The sequence below is a fragment of the Sulfolobus sp. A20 genome, assembly GCF_001719125.1.
In the GTDB taxonomy this organism is placed as follows: domain Archaea; phylum Thermoproteota; class Thermoprotei_A; order Sulfolobales; family Sulfolobaceae; genus Saccharolobus.
The window spans coordinates 915,024-929,128 of record NZ_CP017006.1 but is presented as its reverse complement, the minus strand read 5'-3'; the positions used below and the strand labels follow the sequence as shown (position 1 = coordinate 929,128).

Annotated in this window: 15 protein-coding genes; 12 read left to right on the top strand and 3 right to left on the bottom strand. The window is 32.7% G+C overall.

What is annotated here, in order from left to right; all coding sequences use genetic code 11:
* Window position 1: 1 nt before the first annotated feature.
* From BFU36_RS05155 to BFU36_RS05100, 12 genes are all read left to right on the top strand, one after another.
* Entirely contained in the window at window positions 2-796 is a 795-nt protein-coding gene (locus BFU36_RS05155) for a [LysW]-aminoadipate/[LysW]-glutamate kinase (protein ID WP_069282565.1), read from the top strand.
* Entirely contained in the window at window positions 789-1,217 is a 429-nt protein-coding gene (lysM, locus tag BFU36_RS05150; RefSeq protein WP_069282564.1) for an HTH-type transcriptional regulator LysM, read from the top strand. The genes BFU36_RS05155 and lysM overlap by 8 nt, the downstream gene beginning before the upstream one ends.
* Window positions 1,218-1,283: 66 nt before the next feature.
* Window positions 1,284-1,454, top strand: a complete 171-nt coding sequence (gene lysW/argW / locus BFU36_RS05145; RefSeq protein WP_069282563.1) for an alpha-aminoadipate/glutamate carrier protein LysW — start codon at window positions 1,284-1,286, stop codon at window positions 1,452-1,454.
* A complete protein-coding gene (gene lysX, locus BFU36_RS05140; RefSeq protein WP_069282562.1) occupies window positions 1,451-2,302 on the top strand; it encodes a lysine biosynthesis protein LysX in 852 nt (283 codons plus the stop codon). Before lysW/argW ends, lysX begins: the two co-directional genes overlap by 4 nt.
* On the top strand, window positions 2,303-3,466 hold the full coding sequence (gene lysJ / locus BFU36_RS05135; protein ID WP_069282561.1) for a [LysW]-aminoadipate semialdehyde/glutamate semialdehyde transaminase: 1,164 nt from the start codon (window positions 2,303-2,305) through the stop codon (window positions 3,464-3,466).
* On the top strand, window positions 3,414-4,457 hold the full coding sequence (locus BFU36_RS05130; protein WP_069282560.1) for an N-acetyl-lysine deacetylase: 1,044 nt from the start codon (window positions 3,414-3,416) through the stop codon (window positions 4,455-4,457). The genes lysJ and BFU36_RS05130 overlap by 53 nt, the downstream gene beginning before the upstream one ends.
* A complete protein-coding gene (gene uppS / locus BFU36_RS05125) occupies window positions 4,439-5,227 on the top strand; it encodes a polyprenyl diphosphate synthase (RefSeq protein WP_069282559.1) in 789 nt (262 codons plus the stop codon). The genes BFU36_RS05130 and uppS overlap by 19 nt, the downstream gene beginning before the upstream one ends.
* 42 nt (window positions 5,228-5,269) lie before the next feature.
* Window positions 5,270-5,671 carry a 30S ribosomal protein S8e gene (locus tag BFU36_RS05120; RefSeq protein WP_069282558.1) on the top strand — a complete coding sequence of 134 codons (402 nt, stop codon included), beginning with the start codon at window positions 5,270-5,272 and terminating at the stop codon, window positions 5,669-5,671.
* The gene (locus BFU36_RS05115; RefSeq protein ID WP_069282557.1) at window positions 5,652-5,954 is read left to right on the top strand and encodes a signal recognition particle subunit SRP19/SEC65 family protein; all 303 of its coding nucleotides are present in this window, start codon (window positions 5,652-5,654) and stop codon (window positions 5,952-5,954) included. Before BFU36_RS05120 ends, BFU36_RS05115 begins: the two co-directional genes overlap by 20 nt.
* A gap of 71 nt (window positions 5,955-6,025) precedes the next feature.
* A complete protein-coding gene (locus BFU36_RS05110; protein WP_069282556.1) occupies window positions 6,026-6,943 on the top strand; it encodes an NAD-dependent epimerase/dehydratase family protein in 918 nt (305 codons plus the stop codon).
* 107 nt (window positions 6,944-7,050) lie between these two features.
* On the top strand, window positions 7,051-8,865 hold the full coding sequence (locus BFU36_RS05105) for an ATP-dependent DNA ligase (protein WP_069282555.1): 1,815 nt from the start codon (window positions 7,051-7,053) through the stop codon (window positions 8,863-8,865).
* A 26-nt stretch (window positions 8,866-8,891) separates the two neighbouring features.
* Complete coding sequence (locus BFU36_RS05100) at window positions 8,892-9,878, top strand: MBL fold metallo-hydrolase (RefSeq protein ID WP_069284606.1); 987 nt, start codon at window positions 8,892-8,894, stop codon at window positions 9,876-9,878.
* 18 nt (window positions 9,879-9,896) lie between these two features.
* Here the strand turns inward: BFU36_RS05100 and BFU36_RS05095 are convergent, their stop codons facing one another.
* The 3 genes from BFU36_RS05095 to BFU36_RS05085 are packed head-to-tail and all read right to left on the bottom strand — an operon-like array spanning window position 9,897 to window position 14,084.
* Entirely contained in the window at window positions 9,897-11,015 is a 1,119-nt protein-coding gene (locus tag BFU36_RS05095) for an FAD-binding oxidoreductase (RefSeq protein ID WP_069282554.1), read from the bottom strand.
* A 1-nt stretch (window position 11,016) separates the two neighbouring features.
* Window positions 11,017-12,465 (bottom strand): (2Fe-2S)-binding protein, encoded by a 1,449-nt coding sequence (locus BFU36_RS05090; RefSeq protein ID WP_069282553.1) that lies wholly within the window; start codon window positions 12,463-12,465, stop codon window positions 11,017-11,019.
* A gap of 29 nt (window positions 12,466-12,494) precedes the next feature.
* Complete coding sequence (locus tag BFU36_RS05085; RefSeq protein ID WP_069284605.1) at window positions 12,495-14,084, bottom strand: alkaline phosphatase family protein; 1,590 nt, start codon at window positions 14,082-14,084, stop codon at window positions 12,495-12,497.
* Window positions 14,085-14,105 lie beyond the last annotated feature (21 nt).

Below are 14,105 nucleotides of genomic sequence, written 5' to 3'. Positions count from 1 at the left end.
GATGATTGTAATAAAGATAGGTGGTAGAGTAGTTAAAAATTCCCTAGACAAAGTAGTAGATGATATTGTAAACATTAAGGAGAAGCTTATACTAATACACGGAGGGGGAGACATAGTAACAGAATACTCTAAGAAAATGGGGATAGAACCAACATTTGTAACTTCTCCAGAGGGTATCAAGAGTAGGTATACGAGTAGGGAAGAACTTGATATTTATGTTATGACAATGAGCCTTATAAATAAACAGATAGTATCGAAATTGTTAAGCTTAGGAAAGAACACTATAGGTATATCTGGTGTTGATGGTGGACTACTAATTGCTGAAAGAAAAAAGAAAATAGTTATAATTGATGAGAGGGGCAAAAAACGATTAATTGATGGTGGCTATACAGGTAAAGTTAAGGAGATTAGAGGAGATGTTATAAATAATTTACTTATGTTATTTGATGCAATAATATTGTCACCTTTTGCTTTAGATATTGAGGAAAAGTTACCTCTAAATATTGATGCTGATCAAGCTGCTTTTGCTATAAGTAAAGCCGTTAAACCTGAGACTCTCGTAATGCTATCAGATGTAGAAGGTGTATTAGTTGATAATAAGGTGATCAATAAATTAACGGCAGAGGAGGCTAGAGAACTAGCATCTAAGATAGGACCTGGCATGAATAGAAAACTCTTAATGAGTGCTGAAGCAATTGAAAATGGAATTGGAAAAGTAATAATAGCTTCAGGAATGAAAGATAATCCTATTAGTAATGCTTTACAACTAAAAGGGACGGTGATTACAAATGCCTAGCCCTAGTATAGATGATAGCGATTTAAAGATATTAGAAATCTTAAAGAAGAATGCTAGAACGCCATATACATTAATAGCAAAGGAGCTGAAAGTTAGTGAAGCAGCAGTTAGGAAAAGAATTGAAAAATTAGTAAGGCAGGGGATTATAAAAAGATTTACCATTGAGTACGAATTGGAAAATGAAATAAGGGCAGTGGTTATGGTTCAGTCTACCCCACAAATTCCTACTTCTGAAATATCTAAGAAAATAGCCAAAATACCTGGAGTAGAAGTAGTATACGAAACTACTGGAGACTATGACATCTTAGTAATAGTTAGAGGAACTAACATCACATCTATCAATAGAACAATAGATGAGATTAGAAGTATCCAAGGTGTAGTAGGAACTAATAGTACTATAATTCTTAGAACATGGTTCTAAAAACGTACCATTTATTACTAAAAAGTTTTTCAACACAAAACCATATACTCTCTAACTGATCTTGATATGGTAATCCTAAAATGTCCAGTATGTGGTGGAGATGTAAGTGTAGAAGATGATGCGTTACCTGGAGAGCTTGTAGAGCATGAGTGTGGCGCTCAATTAGAAATAATCAAGCAAAATAATAGATTAAATCTTAGATTAGCGGAAGAAGTTGGCGAGGACTGGGGAGAGTGAGAATAGGATTATTGTATGATATTTTGCGATGGGAGGAAAAAAACTTAGTCGAGGAGAGTAAAAAGTTAGGTTTTAAGCTATATCCATTGTATACTAAGGATACAGTGTTTTTTTCTAATGAGCTAAAATTAAATGAAGATATAGATATTTTTTTGCAAAGAAACGTCTCTCATAATAGAGCCCTCGTAACTTCTTTTATAATAGAGCAGATGGGCTACCATGTGATTAATGATTATAATAATCTTATTTTATGTGAAAATAAAATATTTACAACCTATTTATTATCAAAACATAATATTAACGTTCCTAAAACTTATGTAGCGTTTAATAGAATATCTGCGTTAGAATATGCTAAGAAACTTGGATTTCCAGTTGTTGTAAAACCAGTTGAAGGAAGTTGGGGAAGGATGGTAGCTAAGGCTGATAATGCTGATACTTTATATAGTTATTTAGAATATCAAGAATTTACAAACCAAAAGTATAAAGATATATTTTATGTACAAGAATTCATAAATAAACCTAATAGAGATATTAGAGTTTTTGTAATAGGAGACGAAGTTCCTGTCGGAATATATAGAGTAAATGAGGGGAACTGGAGAACTAACACTGCTCTAGGTGCTAAAGCACTTCCTCTCAAAATAGATGAAGAGATTAGGGAAATTGCATTAAAAGTACAAAAAATAGTAGGAGGATTTTTCCTAGGGATCGACGTATTTGAAGATAAGGAAAGAGGATACATTGTCGATGAAGTGAATGGGGTTCCGGAGTATAAAAATACTGTAAGAGTAAATAACTTTAATTTGTCAGAATTTTTATTAAAGAAAATTGCTGAATGGGTGAAAAGGTGAATGAAGCTTCTCAAGTTTTATCAAGATAGAGGTCTAAAAATAGTTAAAGGAGAAGGTCAATATGTATGGGATATTAATGGAACAAAATATTTAGATATGCATGCAGGACATGGTGTAGCTTTTCTTGGACATAGAAACAAGACCGTCATAGAATATTTAACCAAGCAGCTTAATCAAATAGTAACATTATCACCAGCATTTGATACTCCGATAAGAGAGGAAATGATAAAAGAACTTGATCGTGTAAAGCCAGATAATCTAGATAACGCATTTTTACTAAATAGCGGATCTGAAGCAGTAGAGTTAGCTTTAAAAATAGTGAGAAAGGTGACAAAAAGAAAGAAAATAATTGCGTTTAAAAACTCTTTTCACGGAAGAACAGTAGGAGCACTATCCGTTACTTGGAATAAGAAGTATAGAGAACCTTTTGAACCTCTCTTAACGCCAGTCGAATTCTTGGAATATAACAATTTAGACTTATTAAAACAAATAAATGAAGAGGTAGCTGGGGTTATCGTAGAGCCAATACAAGGAGAGGGAGGAGTAATACCAGCTAAACAAGAGTTTATGAAAAGTTTACGTGAAATAACACAAAAGACCGGTTCACTACTTATAATTGATGAAGTGCAAACAGGTTTTGGGAGAACCGGTAAAATATGGGCATATCAACACTTTGGCATCCAACCGGATATTTTAACGGCAGGAAAGGCAATAGGTGGAGGATTTCCAGTGAGTGTTGTATTTTTACCAGAATGGATAAGTGAAGCACTAGAAGAAGGCGACCATGGTTCGACTTATGGTGGAAATCCATTGGCAGCAGCTGCTGTTACAGCATCTTGTAAAGTGCTCGTAAACGAAAACGTGCCATATCAAGCAGAAGAAAAAGGTAGATTATTCATGAAATTACTCGAAGAAAAATTACGTGACTTTAAATCAGTTAGAGAAATAAGAGGGTTAGGATTAATGATCGGAATTGATCTCAGATTTAATCCCTCTCAAGCAATAAAGGTAATCCAAGACGAAAAGGTCTTATCCTTAAAGGCAGGAATTTCTACTATAAGATTTTTACCACCTTATTTAATAACACAAGCAGATATGGAGTGGGCTTCAGATGCTGCAAGAAAAGGAATTAGTGAAACAGAAAGCAAAAGAGTTACTTCTTGATATTTTATCTATTTACACGCCCTCTAAAAATGAAAGGACTTCAACAGCATTTTTTGAGAAGATTTCAAATCAACTTAATTTAAAACTAAAAATACTACCTAAATCAAATTCTTTTATACTTGGCGAAGGAGATGTACTATTAGCCTCTCATGTTGATACAGTACCTGGCTTCATACCTCCTAAGGAAGAAGGTGAGACAATCTATGGAAGAGGAGCAGTTGATGCGAAGGGACCACTAGTAGGGATGATTTTAGCTGCATGGTTACTTAATGAAAGAGGAATAAAAGTTACAGTAGCTGCACTCACGGATGAAGAAAGCACTAGCATAGGTGCCAGAGAGTTAGTTTCCCTTAGCTCGAACTATAGACATTGTATAGTAGGGGAACCAACAAATACTACTGACATAGTAATAGAGTATAGAGGATCCATTCAACTTGATATTCAATGCTATGGTAACTCAGAACACTCATCTTCAGCAAGAAATAATTTAATAGTAGATATTTCTAAAAAAATATTAGAAATATACAAACCACCCGAAAAATTCGATAAAGTTTCAATTGTCCCAACAGTTATAAATGCAGGTGATACATTTAACGTGACCCCCTCTAAAGTGTATCTACACTTAGATATTAGATATGCTATTAATGATAATAGAGATAGAATACTTGACGAAGTTCAGAATATTTTTAAGGAGTGTGAAATTAAAGTAATCGATGAAACACCACCAGTAAAAGTAAGCACAAATAACGATGTAGTAAAATCTTTAATGAGAGCTTTATTAAAACAACAACTTAAGCCTAGATTAGTTAGAAAGGCAGGAACTAGTGACATGAACATTTTAAATAAGATCTGCTATAATATAGCAGGATATGGACCTGGCAATTCTTCTTTAGAACATACAGATCAAGAAAAAATCAGTTTGGATGAAATATATATAGGTGTAAAGACGTATATGCTAGCAATAGAAGAGTTATGGCAAAAGAGAAGCTAAAAAGATTAGTCTTAAGGCCGATATATAAAATTTATGAAATGACATTATGGAGAGAAATAAAAGATGGGCCCCTACCTAAGCATGTGGGGATCATACCAGACGGAAACAGAAGATGGGCTAGATTAAATAATCTTTCTCTTGGCGATGCATACTTTTATGGATATAGGAAATTGAAAGAAGTTTTAATTTGGTTACTTAATCTAGGGATTCAAAACATAACTGTATTCGCGCTTTCAACTGAAAACTGTGAGAAGAGAAGCACTGAGGAACTGTCTATAGTATTAAGTTATATAAGGAGAGGACTAGAGGAGTTATTAAGTGATCCTATAATCGATAGATATGAAATAAGAGTTAATGCTATAGGTAAGCTTGATAAACTACCACTGGAGTTGCAGCAATACATTCATAAAATAATAGAGAAAACCTCTAGGTATTATAAAAGGAAATTAACTTTGGCAATATGTTATGGTGGACGACAAGAAATTATAGATGCAGTAACAAAAATTATTAAAGACTACAAAGATGGAAAAATAAAGAAAGAAGATGTAAATGAAGAGTTATTTAGAAAGTATTTTTATGATAGTGAACTAGGAGACATTGATCTGGTTATTAGAACTTCAGGGGAAGTTAGAATAAGTAATTTCTTATTGTGGCATATAGCATACTCAGAACTCTTCTTCTGCGAAGCTTATTGGCCAGAGTTTAGAAAAATAGATTTATGGAGAGCCATTAGATCATATCAAAAAAGAAAACGTAACTTTGGGGCTTAAGTTTTTATTCTTGTGATCTAGATTTTAAACTCGGCGTTAATTATGGGATTTTATCAAGGCCCAGACAATAGAAAAATATCTGGCGGGTTAAAGGGAAAAAATAGAGATAAGAGAAAATATGAAATTGGCAGCCCTCCTACATTTACTACCATCTCATCTGAAGATACGAGAGTTAAAGAAAGAATATTAGGTGGTAATTTTAAAGTGAGGTTAAAGTATGCAAGCTTTGCCAACCTAATAGATCCTGCTAATAATACTGCTAAGAAAGTTAAGATATTAGAAGTGATTGAAACTCCTGCCAATAAGGAGCTGGCTAGAAGAGGAATTATTATAAGAGGGGCTAAGATAAGAACTGAAGCAGGCATTGCAATAGTTAAGTCTAGACCAGGTCAAGATGGAGTTATTAATGCAGTGTTGGTTAGAGATGAGTCTAAGGGATCTTAAAGATGAAAACAGAATAGTTATTTGGCCTTCATATTTCTTATCAAACAGCAGATCTAAAGGTAGAAGAGTTAGAAAAATCCAGTATAAAATTACCATAGAAGATATTTTAACTGAATCAAAAAATCTGGGATTAGACCCAATAATAATAAAAGATAAAAAGTATCCTAGGGACAAGAAGGTAAATCTTATAATTTCAGTAAAGAAAATAAAAAGTAAGAATTATACAATTAAGTTAATTTTTAATAATATCGTAGCTAAGGTAGAGAAAAATAGGAATAACTGATTGGAAAGTTACAACTTTCACGTCCTTTACTTTAATAAATAATTATGCTAATAATCATCTGTGATCTAACTTTGTATGTTATTCTCGGAGGAGCAGGATACATAGGAGGACATTTAACAGACCATCTAATAAAAAAAGGTTCAGAAGTCGTAGTAATAGATGACTTTTCCCTAGGAAATTATATAAATAGAGATGCTAAAACTATGAAATATGATCTTAGGATACCTATAACGAATGAATTTAACGAAATAGAAAAGGGTGCAATTTTTTATCATCTTGCTGCACACCCTGATGTCAAGTCGTCAATGACAAATATTTTAGAACATTTTGAGAGAGATGTAAGAGTTACGTTGAATGTTATGGAACTGGCTAGGAAAAAAGATGCGCTAAAAGTAATCTTTACTTCTTCGTCTACAGTATATGGAGAGTCAAATATAATACCAACTCCAGAAACAGCAGAATTAAAACCCATCTCAAACTATGGTTTATTTAAATTACTGTGCGAAAATATAGTGGATTATTATGCTAGGCAATATGGTATTAAAAGTATTATAACTAGATTAGCTAATATAATAGGTGGCAGAGTTACGCATGGAGTAATTATTGATTTCGTAAATAAGTTAAAGAGTAACCCTAACGTATTGAAAATCTTAGGGAATGGAAAGCAAAGAAAAAGTTACCTTTACATAGATGATCTAATTGAAGCATTCTTCGTACTAGAAACTAGGGATAATAATACTTTTAATGTATATAATGTGGGAAATGAAGATTGGATTACTGTGGACGAAATAGCAAATATTGTTATGAGTGAGATGAACGTCAATCCTAAAATTATATATGAGGACGCAGGAGAAGGTAGAGGATGGCCCGGTGATGTGAGGTTTATGCTATTAGATATAACTAAGATAAAAAAGTTGGGTTGGAAACCAAAACTTACCTCTAAAGATGCAGTAAGAAAAGCGGTTAAAGATGTTTTAAATAAAAATTAAATACAAGAAAATATCCAATTTTTCAGCGTAACTCTGATTCTTCACATCTCAGAATTGCCGAGTATCATCATTTAAAAATTATTAAGTCACACAAACTAATTAGTATTATGCAGTTTAAAGTTATCGCAGATTATTTTGACAAATTGGAAAAAATTTCCTCAAGATTGCAATTAACGGCCTTACTCTCTGATCTGTTAAGCAAGGCTGACAAGGAAAACGTAGACAAAGTAATTTATATTATCCAAGGAAAATTATGGCCAGACTTCTTGGGTTATCCAGAATTAGGTATTGGAGAGAAATTCCTTATTAAGGCAATCAGTATAGCTACTAATGTTAAAGAGAGTGAAGTAGAAGGTTTAAACAAAAAGTTAGGAGATCTTGGAGAAGTAGCTAGAATGTTAAAGAGTAAACAACAATCCTCTTCAATTTTAAGTTTTCTGAATACTGGTAAAACTGATGAAGGATTGAGTCTAGAAGAAACTTACTCTACGCTAAGTAAGATAGCATTAACAACTGGCGAAGGCAGTAGAGATTTAAAAATTAGGTTACTGGCTGGATTGCTAAAAAAGGCAGATCCACTAGAAGCTAAATTCTTAGTAAGATTCGTTGAAGGCAGACTAAGAGTTGGAATAGGTGATGCAACAATTATAGATGCTTTAGCTATTGCATTTGGAGGTGGGCAAAATAATTCAGAAATAATAGAAAGAGCATATAACGTTAGAGCTGACCTAGGTAACATTGCAAAAATTCTAATGGAAAACGGCATTGAAGCATTAAAAACTGTCAAGCCTGAGGCAGGAATTCCTATTAGACCAATGTTAGCAGAAAGGCTCTCAGATCCAGAGGAAATATTGAAAAAAGTTGGTGGTTTAGCCTTAGTTGACTATAAATATGATGGGGAAAGAGCTCAAATACACAAGGATGGGAATAAAATCTATATCTTTTCCAGAAGATTAGAAAACATAACCTCACAGTACCCAGATGTCGTAGATTACATTAGTGAGTTTATAGATGGAGACAAGTTCATAATTGAGGGTGAGATTGTAGCTATAGATCCAGAGAGTGGAGAAATTAGACCATTTCAAGAGCTAATGCATAGAAAGAGAAAATCTGATATTCATGAAGCTATTAAGAGTTACCCGGTTAACGTGTTTTTATTTGACCTAATGCTATATAACGACGAAGATTATACTAATAGACCTTTGCAAGATCGAAGGAAAATTTTAGAAGCTATTGTAAAAAATAATGATAAAGTAAAAATAGCTAACCATATCATGACGGATAATGTAAATGTATTGAAACAATTCTTTTATCAAGCAATATCTGATGGAACAGAAGGGGTGATGGTTAAATCCTTAAGTAAAGATTCGATTTATCAAGCTGGAGCTAGAGGATGGCTATGGATAAAGTTAAAGCGTGACTACCAGAGTGAAATGGCTGACACGGTAGATTTAGTAGTAATAGGAGGTTTCTACGGAAAAGGCAAAAGAGGTGGAAAATTAAGTTCATTATTGATGGCAGCTTACAATCCATCCACTGATACTTTTGATTCAGTATGCAAGGTAGCTAGTGGATTCTCTGATGAACAACTAGATGATTTACAAAAGAAATTGAATGAGATAAAGAGGCAAACCAAACATCCTAGAGTAAATTCTAAAATGGAGCCTGACGTGTGGGTAGAGCCATTATATGTAGCGGAAATAATAGGTGCCGAGATAACACTCTCTCCCTTACATTCATGTTGCCAAGATATGATAGCTAAAGATTCTGGATTATCAATCAGATTTCCTAGATTCATAAGATGGAGAGAAGATAAAGGTCCAGAGGATGCTACTACAACTGAAGAGATCTTAGAGATGTATAAGAGACAGTTAAAGAAAAAGGTAGATACTAGCCAGTCAGAAGAAAACGCTAATATTTAATAATGAATAATAGTCTGAATGTGTATATTCGAGATCTTGTAAAGATTCTTCCCAATGGAGCCATACTGGTCGGAAATAATTTTACGATAGATGGGCATCACGATAGACCATTCAGAGTAGCTACACATTTTCACGCAGATCACATAAAAGATCTTGAGAAAAGTATAAGAATTTGTCAAGGGATTATTGCGACTTCAGTAACTCTTGAAATTTTGAATTTAGATTATTCGATACCACCAAGAAAAACCTTTGGAGTAAACTATGATATTAAACTCAACATTGAGGATGAAAATATAACATTAAAAAGAGCTGAACACGTTATAGGATCCGCTCAAGTGTTAATAGAGCTAAAAAATGGTCTTCAAATAGGATATACCGGCGATTTTAAGAACCCAGGTAAAGGGACGCCAATACTGAATCCAGACATATTAATAATTGAGGCTACGTACGGAAGACCTGAATTCAAAAGGCCCTTTAAGGAAGACATAGAAATACTATTTGCTGATTATATAAGGGATGCTTTAATGCATGGTCCAGTTGAGATATTTGGTTATCATGGAAAAATACAAGAGATAATGATAAAATTGAGAGAGTTAGGTATTGACGCTCCTTTTATAACTAATGGAAAGATATATAAGATCACAAATATAGTTAAAAAATACGGGTTTAAAATTACAGATGTATTTGAAGAGAATAATCGTGAAACTAAAGAAATATTACGAGACAATTGGTATATAAAGTTCTCTCACTTTAATGAGTTTAAGAGACGAAGAAAAACCCATTTTAACTTTCTATTAAGTGGATGGGAATTTAATACCTTAATTAAAAAAATAGATGAAAAGTCATTTTTGGTACCTTACAGCGATCACGCTGATTTTGATGATTTACTATATTATGTGGAAAATACTTCTGCCAAATACATAATTACAGATGGAGGCAGAAAAGGACATTCTAAAGAATTAGCCGACTATATTTCTAAAAATTTAGGTAAAATTGCTATAGATATGCCGTAAAAATAAGGGACTTTAAAGTTAAATTACTAGATTCTCGTTTATCAATCTATGTAAATTGAACCTTTCTGGGGAGAAAATATCCAAATATTTATTTTTAACATTATCAGCTAAAAACTCAGCCATAATTTTTCCGGAGAAAGGAGCAAACATCATACCGTGTCCACTATACCCAGCATCTATGTAAAGTCCCTCGGGCCAATGATTTGAGAAACCCATAATATGAGAACTATCTGGCGTCATCTCATAATATCCAGACCATCCTCTAAGTATTCCAATTCCTTCTATTCCGTAAACGATCTCCTTCAATGATCTAAGATATTTTATTGTATTTTTAAGCGAAACTGTAAATTCATGAAAGCCATATTCACGCTTATCTTCTAATCCACCAATTATTTCCCCTTTCAAAGTCTGAGAGAAGTATATCTGATTTTCAGGATCTATTACTAGAGGCTCTATCAAGTATCTTAAGGGTTCTGTTATATATATTTCTTTTAGCTCAGGATATATAGGTAAACTAATACCTACAGTTGAAAGTAGCTCGCTTGACCAAGCGCCTGCAGTAATTATTACGTTATCGACATGAATCTCCTTTCCATTACTAAGCCTAACTCCCTTTACCTTTCCGTTATTTATTTGTATTAAGCTTATCTTATCATAAATAAAATTAACACTATTCTTAATACTATAATAATAGCTATATAGGATATAATCATGATGAAATGAACCATCTTGAGGAGCTAAGTAGCATATTCCGTCAAATTTTATAAATCTGTATTTTTCACATTCTATGAATTTACCTCCAATATGGTAGCCTTTCCATATAGCATCTAATTTCTTAAATTGTTCATATAAACTCTCATTCTTTATTAGCCATAAATAGCCAGTTCTAACTAATAATGGATTATATACTAATTCTTTAGAATGTCTCTTTAGATAATTTATTGCATCTATAGCATATTCAACGTTCTCCTTGCTGTAAAAATGATACCTATATCTACTAGCGTTCCTACTACTTGAACCGTAGCCTATACGTTTCCATTCTACGATATAAATGTCATTTTTATTAAATCCTTTCTTTACTAAATGGTATGCTAGACTTAAACCATGAGAACCTGCTCCTACTATTAAGAACGTCATATTATATCACCAATCTATACAACGGGGATCTAAAAGTTATCAGATTTTCAGACTTAGTAATACTACCCACTATATAAGTACAAATTTTGCCTTGACATTCTCCTGTACCTAAACCGGTGACCCTTTTTATTTCCTCTACACTATTAAATCCATCTTTTATCTTCCTATTTACTTGATCATATGTTACATCTTCACATTCACAAACATATCCGCTATCTCCGTATAAGTATGGAGACGAATTAACAATAAAGCTATTATCATAATAATTGAAGATATAGTTATATGTTTTCATATTATCTATAAATTCGTCTAGATACTTTGAATTCACACTAGCTTTCCCGCTTAGAAAGGAGGTATATTCATCGGATATTCCCCTCATTCCTCCAATAATGTAAACATTTTCATTTGCTTTACCCTCAATTGAGTGATTAGGCATATAGATATGCAAATATTTATCAAAACTGTATGACAGACCGATATTATAAGCATGGTCAACTTTAGGCTGCTTAATCACTGCATAAACTAGAGCATCAGAATAAAACTGTTTTTCATCAGTAAAAATCTGTAATCCATCACTTGTTCTATGTACTCTTAAGGTTTTTGTTTTTAGAATTTCTATACCAATACTCTCAATTAACTCTCTATAATACTTGGATAGAAATAATATACCATTATTTATTAATATTTTTTTAGAGTCATTAACACTCAATAATACTCTTACCGCATCATCACTATTGCCAACTACTTCTATTCTATTAATCTTCTCTCTTAAACGGAAGTACAAGTTCTTAGATATTACCCCCGGCGTGTCATTACCAGAGAAGATCGGAGGAATATATCTACCACCAGTAGCTAAGAAAACTCTGTTTGAATTAACTATAAGTATCCTGCCATTTGTCCTAAAAGCTATTCCTTCGTCAAACTTGCCCAGAAGAATTCCTTCAATTATTTTATCTTTATTATCCTTAATAATACTATTTAATATTTTAATGAAATCTTCTCTATTTGTTTGGGGTAATGGCATATTCTCGTTTCTTAAGTTACCCAGTACCTCTGCAGTTATCATTAACACTCTTTCCTTACCTGATAATTCGGATAGCGCTCCTAAGGCTGACGTTCCACCACCAATTATTAACGAATCAACACGAATTTCCTCAACTTTAGAGACCTCATTTTCATTAAGAATAAATTTAGTTGGTAAATTAATTATATGTTTTGAGTAAATTTTTACTAATTCCGGAAACATCCTTAGCAGTTTACTATGAATTACATCATTATTTATGGGTAACGAAGGAATTCTTGAACTGTCTTGGGTATACTCGAGCGATTTACACAAGTTGATCCTTTGTCCTTCATTTGATATAATTTCAGTATATGGAAGTCCAGGTTCACAATCCTTTATACTTCTTATTCTTCTATGTCTTTTACTTAAAACCAATGGCAAATTCAATGTATAATACCCTCTATCTTTATACTTTACTAGGTATGATTAAAACTATTTTTGAAAACCTCGTTTAAAATTCTGCCGTCAGCTTTAATATTAATTCCAAAGATTTTTAAAATTGTTGGCATAACATCGATTATTTTTGCATTAGTTAATTTACCTTTTCTAAATAACTTACCATAAAATATGACTATACCTTCCATATCTTCGTCCTTATAATATCCATGATCTGCCGTAATAGTAAAATATGGTATTACATCTTCCAATATTTCTTCCTTCTCTATAGCTGTAGATATTGAGTAACGCGGGTTAACCCCAGCTATTATTATATCTCCTTCTCTATCCCCAGCCGGAGATTCATTAGAATATATTACAGTTAGGATTTTCTCTCTTGTTATTTGATCTTCTAATCTCTCTAGATTGTAAGTTATATATTTAACCAATTTACTAAATTCGTTTTTATTTACTATTCCATATTTTTCTCTATTTCTAAGATTTATCCTTACAATTCCGCCTCCTCCATAATAAGCCTTTGTCCTTTTCCAATCTATTTTATCGCCATTAACCTTCAAAACATTAAGTTTTTCAAGCACCTTATTTAAGTACACTCTCTTCTTTACTTTTCTGATACCATGATCAGAGCATATAATAATGTTATCAGCCACTGATATATGAGCAGTAATAAAATTACTTGCTAACTTATACACTTCGAAAATATGATCCAATGATCTAGAATCGTCCACACCATATAAAAGATGCTGAATGTTATCTACTATAGGTAAATAAGTTATAGCGAAATCCCAATCATATTTACCAAGTAAATAAAGAGAATAATTGTAAAAGAATTCATAAGCGAACCTCAATGTTTCAAAGTACTCCTTAAATGTAATGACTTTAGACTTTAACGAGAGATAATCTCCATCCAAAAGCATACCATACTGTGAAACTACATTATTCCAAACTTCTTCAGCTAAATTGTAATTATTTGACCACAATGTAGTAAGAAATGAAGGAGGCGCCATGTATATATAATTATCTAAACCTTTTAATCTAAAATTACCTTTAACTCTCTTATCCTTACATAACATTGTTATCTCTATAGGCTTTGTCCATTCGTTCTTTTCCAAGGTAAACTCAAGAGTGTTATTATCGACATCAGTAAGTCTTATAATATACTTACCTTCGATCTTTACACTAATCTTAACGCCTAATACATCATTCTCCCCAGGATTTATAATATAGCCTTTACTGCATTCCTTGATTTTTGCTTTATAAGGATCAAATAATATTAAATTATTCATATTCCACTTATCGGGAAGAGCTTGAGGTGCAGTAAGCACTATTACTTTATAGCCGTTCTTTGCTAGTAAGTACCAAACTGGGTCAGCTTTTAACGAATAACTACTGTAGGCTGATAAAGGCTTACTAAGGCTACTTCCCTTAACAAAAATCTTCGGAGACGTAACACCATGATTTTTGGGTAACTTGCCAGTAAATAATGAGGCTAAAGCTACGGGCGTTATTGCTGGGAAAACACTCTCTAATTTGCCATAACTGCCATCTTCTACTAATTTATTTATATCAGATAAATTATATCTGAATTGTTCAAAAATATGATAACTCATTCCATCAACTATCGCTAATAA

What these genes read in the sequence shown, in the direction of transcription:
- BFU36_RS05155 (WP_069282565.1), top strand. Translation starts at nt 2, where the DNA reads ATGATTGTAATAAAGATAGGTGGTAGAGTAGTTAAAAATTCCCTAGAC.
- lysM (WP_069282564.1), top strand. Translation starts at nt 789, where the DNA reads ATGCCTAGCCCTAGTATAGATGATAGCGATTTAAAGATATTAGAAATC.
- lysW/argW (WP_069282563.1), top strand. Translation starts at nt 1,284, where the DNA reads ATGGTAATCCTAAAATGTCCAGTATGTGGTGGAGATGTAAGTGTAGAA.
- lysJ (WP_069282561.1), top strand. Translation starts at nt 2,303, where the DNA reads ATGAAGCTTCTCAAGTTTTATCAAGATAGAGGTCTAAAAATAGTTAAA.
- BFU36_RS05130 (WP_069282560.1), top strand. Translation starts at nt 3,414, where the DNA reads ATGCTGCAAGAAAAGGAATTAGTGAAACAGAAAGCAAAAGAGTTACTT.
- uppS (WP_069282559.1), top strand. Translation starts at nt 4,439, where the DNA reads ATGGCAAAAGAGAAGCTAAAAAGATTAGTCTTAAGGCCGATATATAAA.
- BFU36_RS05120 (WP_069282558.1), top strand. Translation starts at nt 5,270, where the DNA reads ATGGGATTTTATCAAGGCCCAGACAATAGAAAAATATCTGGCGGGTTA.
- BFU36_RS05115 (WP_069282557.1), top strand. Translation starts at nt 5,652, where the DNA reads ATGAGTCTAAGGGATCTTAAAGATGAAAACAGAATAGTTATTTGGCCT.
- BFU36_RS05105 (WP_069282555.1), top strand. Translation starts at nt 7,051, where the DNA reads ATGCAGTTTAAAGTTATCGCAGATTATTTTGACAAATTGGAAAAAATT.
- BFU36_RS05095 (WP_069282554.1), bottom strand. Translation starts at nt 11,015, where the DNA reads ATGACGTTCTTAATAGTAGGAGCAGGTTCTCATGGTTTAAGTCTAGCA.
- BFU36_RS05085 (WP_069284605.1), bottom strand. Translation starts at nt 14,084, where the DNA reads ATGAGTTATCATATTTTTGAACAATTCAGATATAATTTATCTGATATA.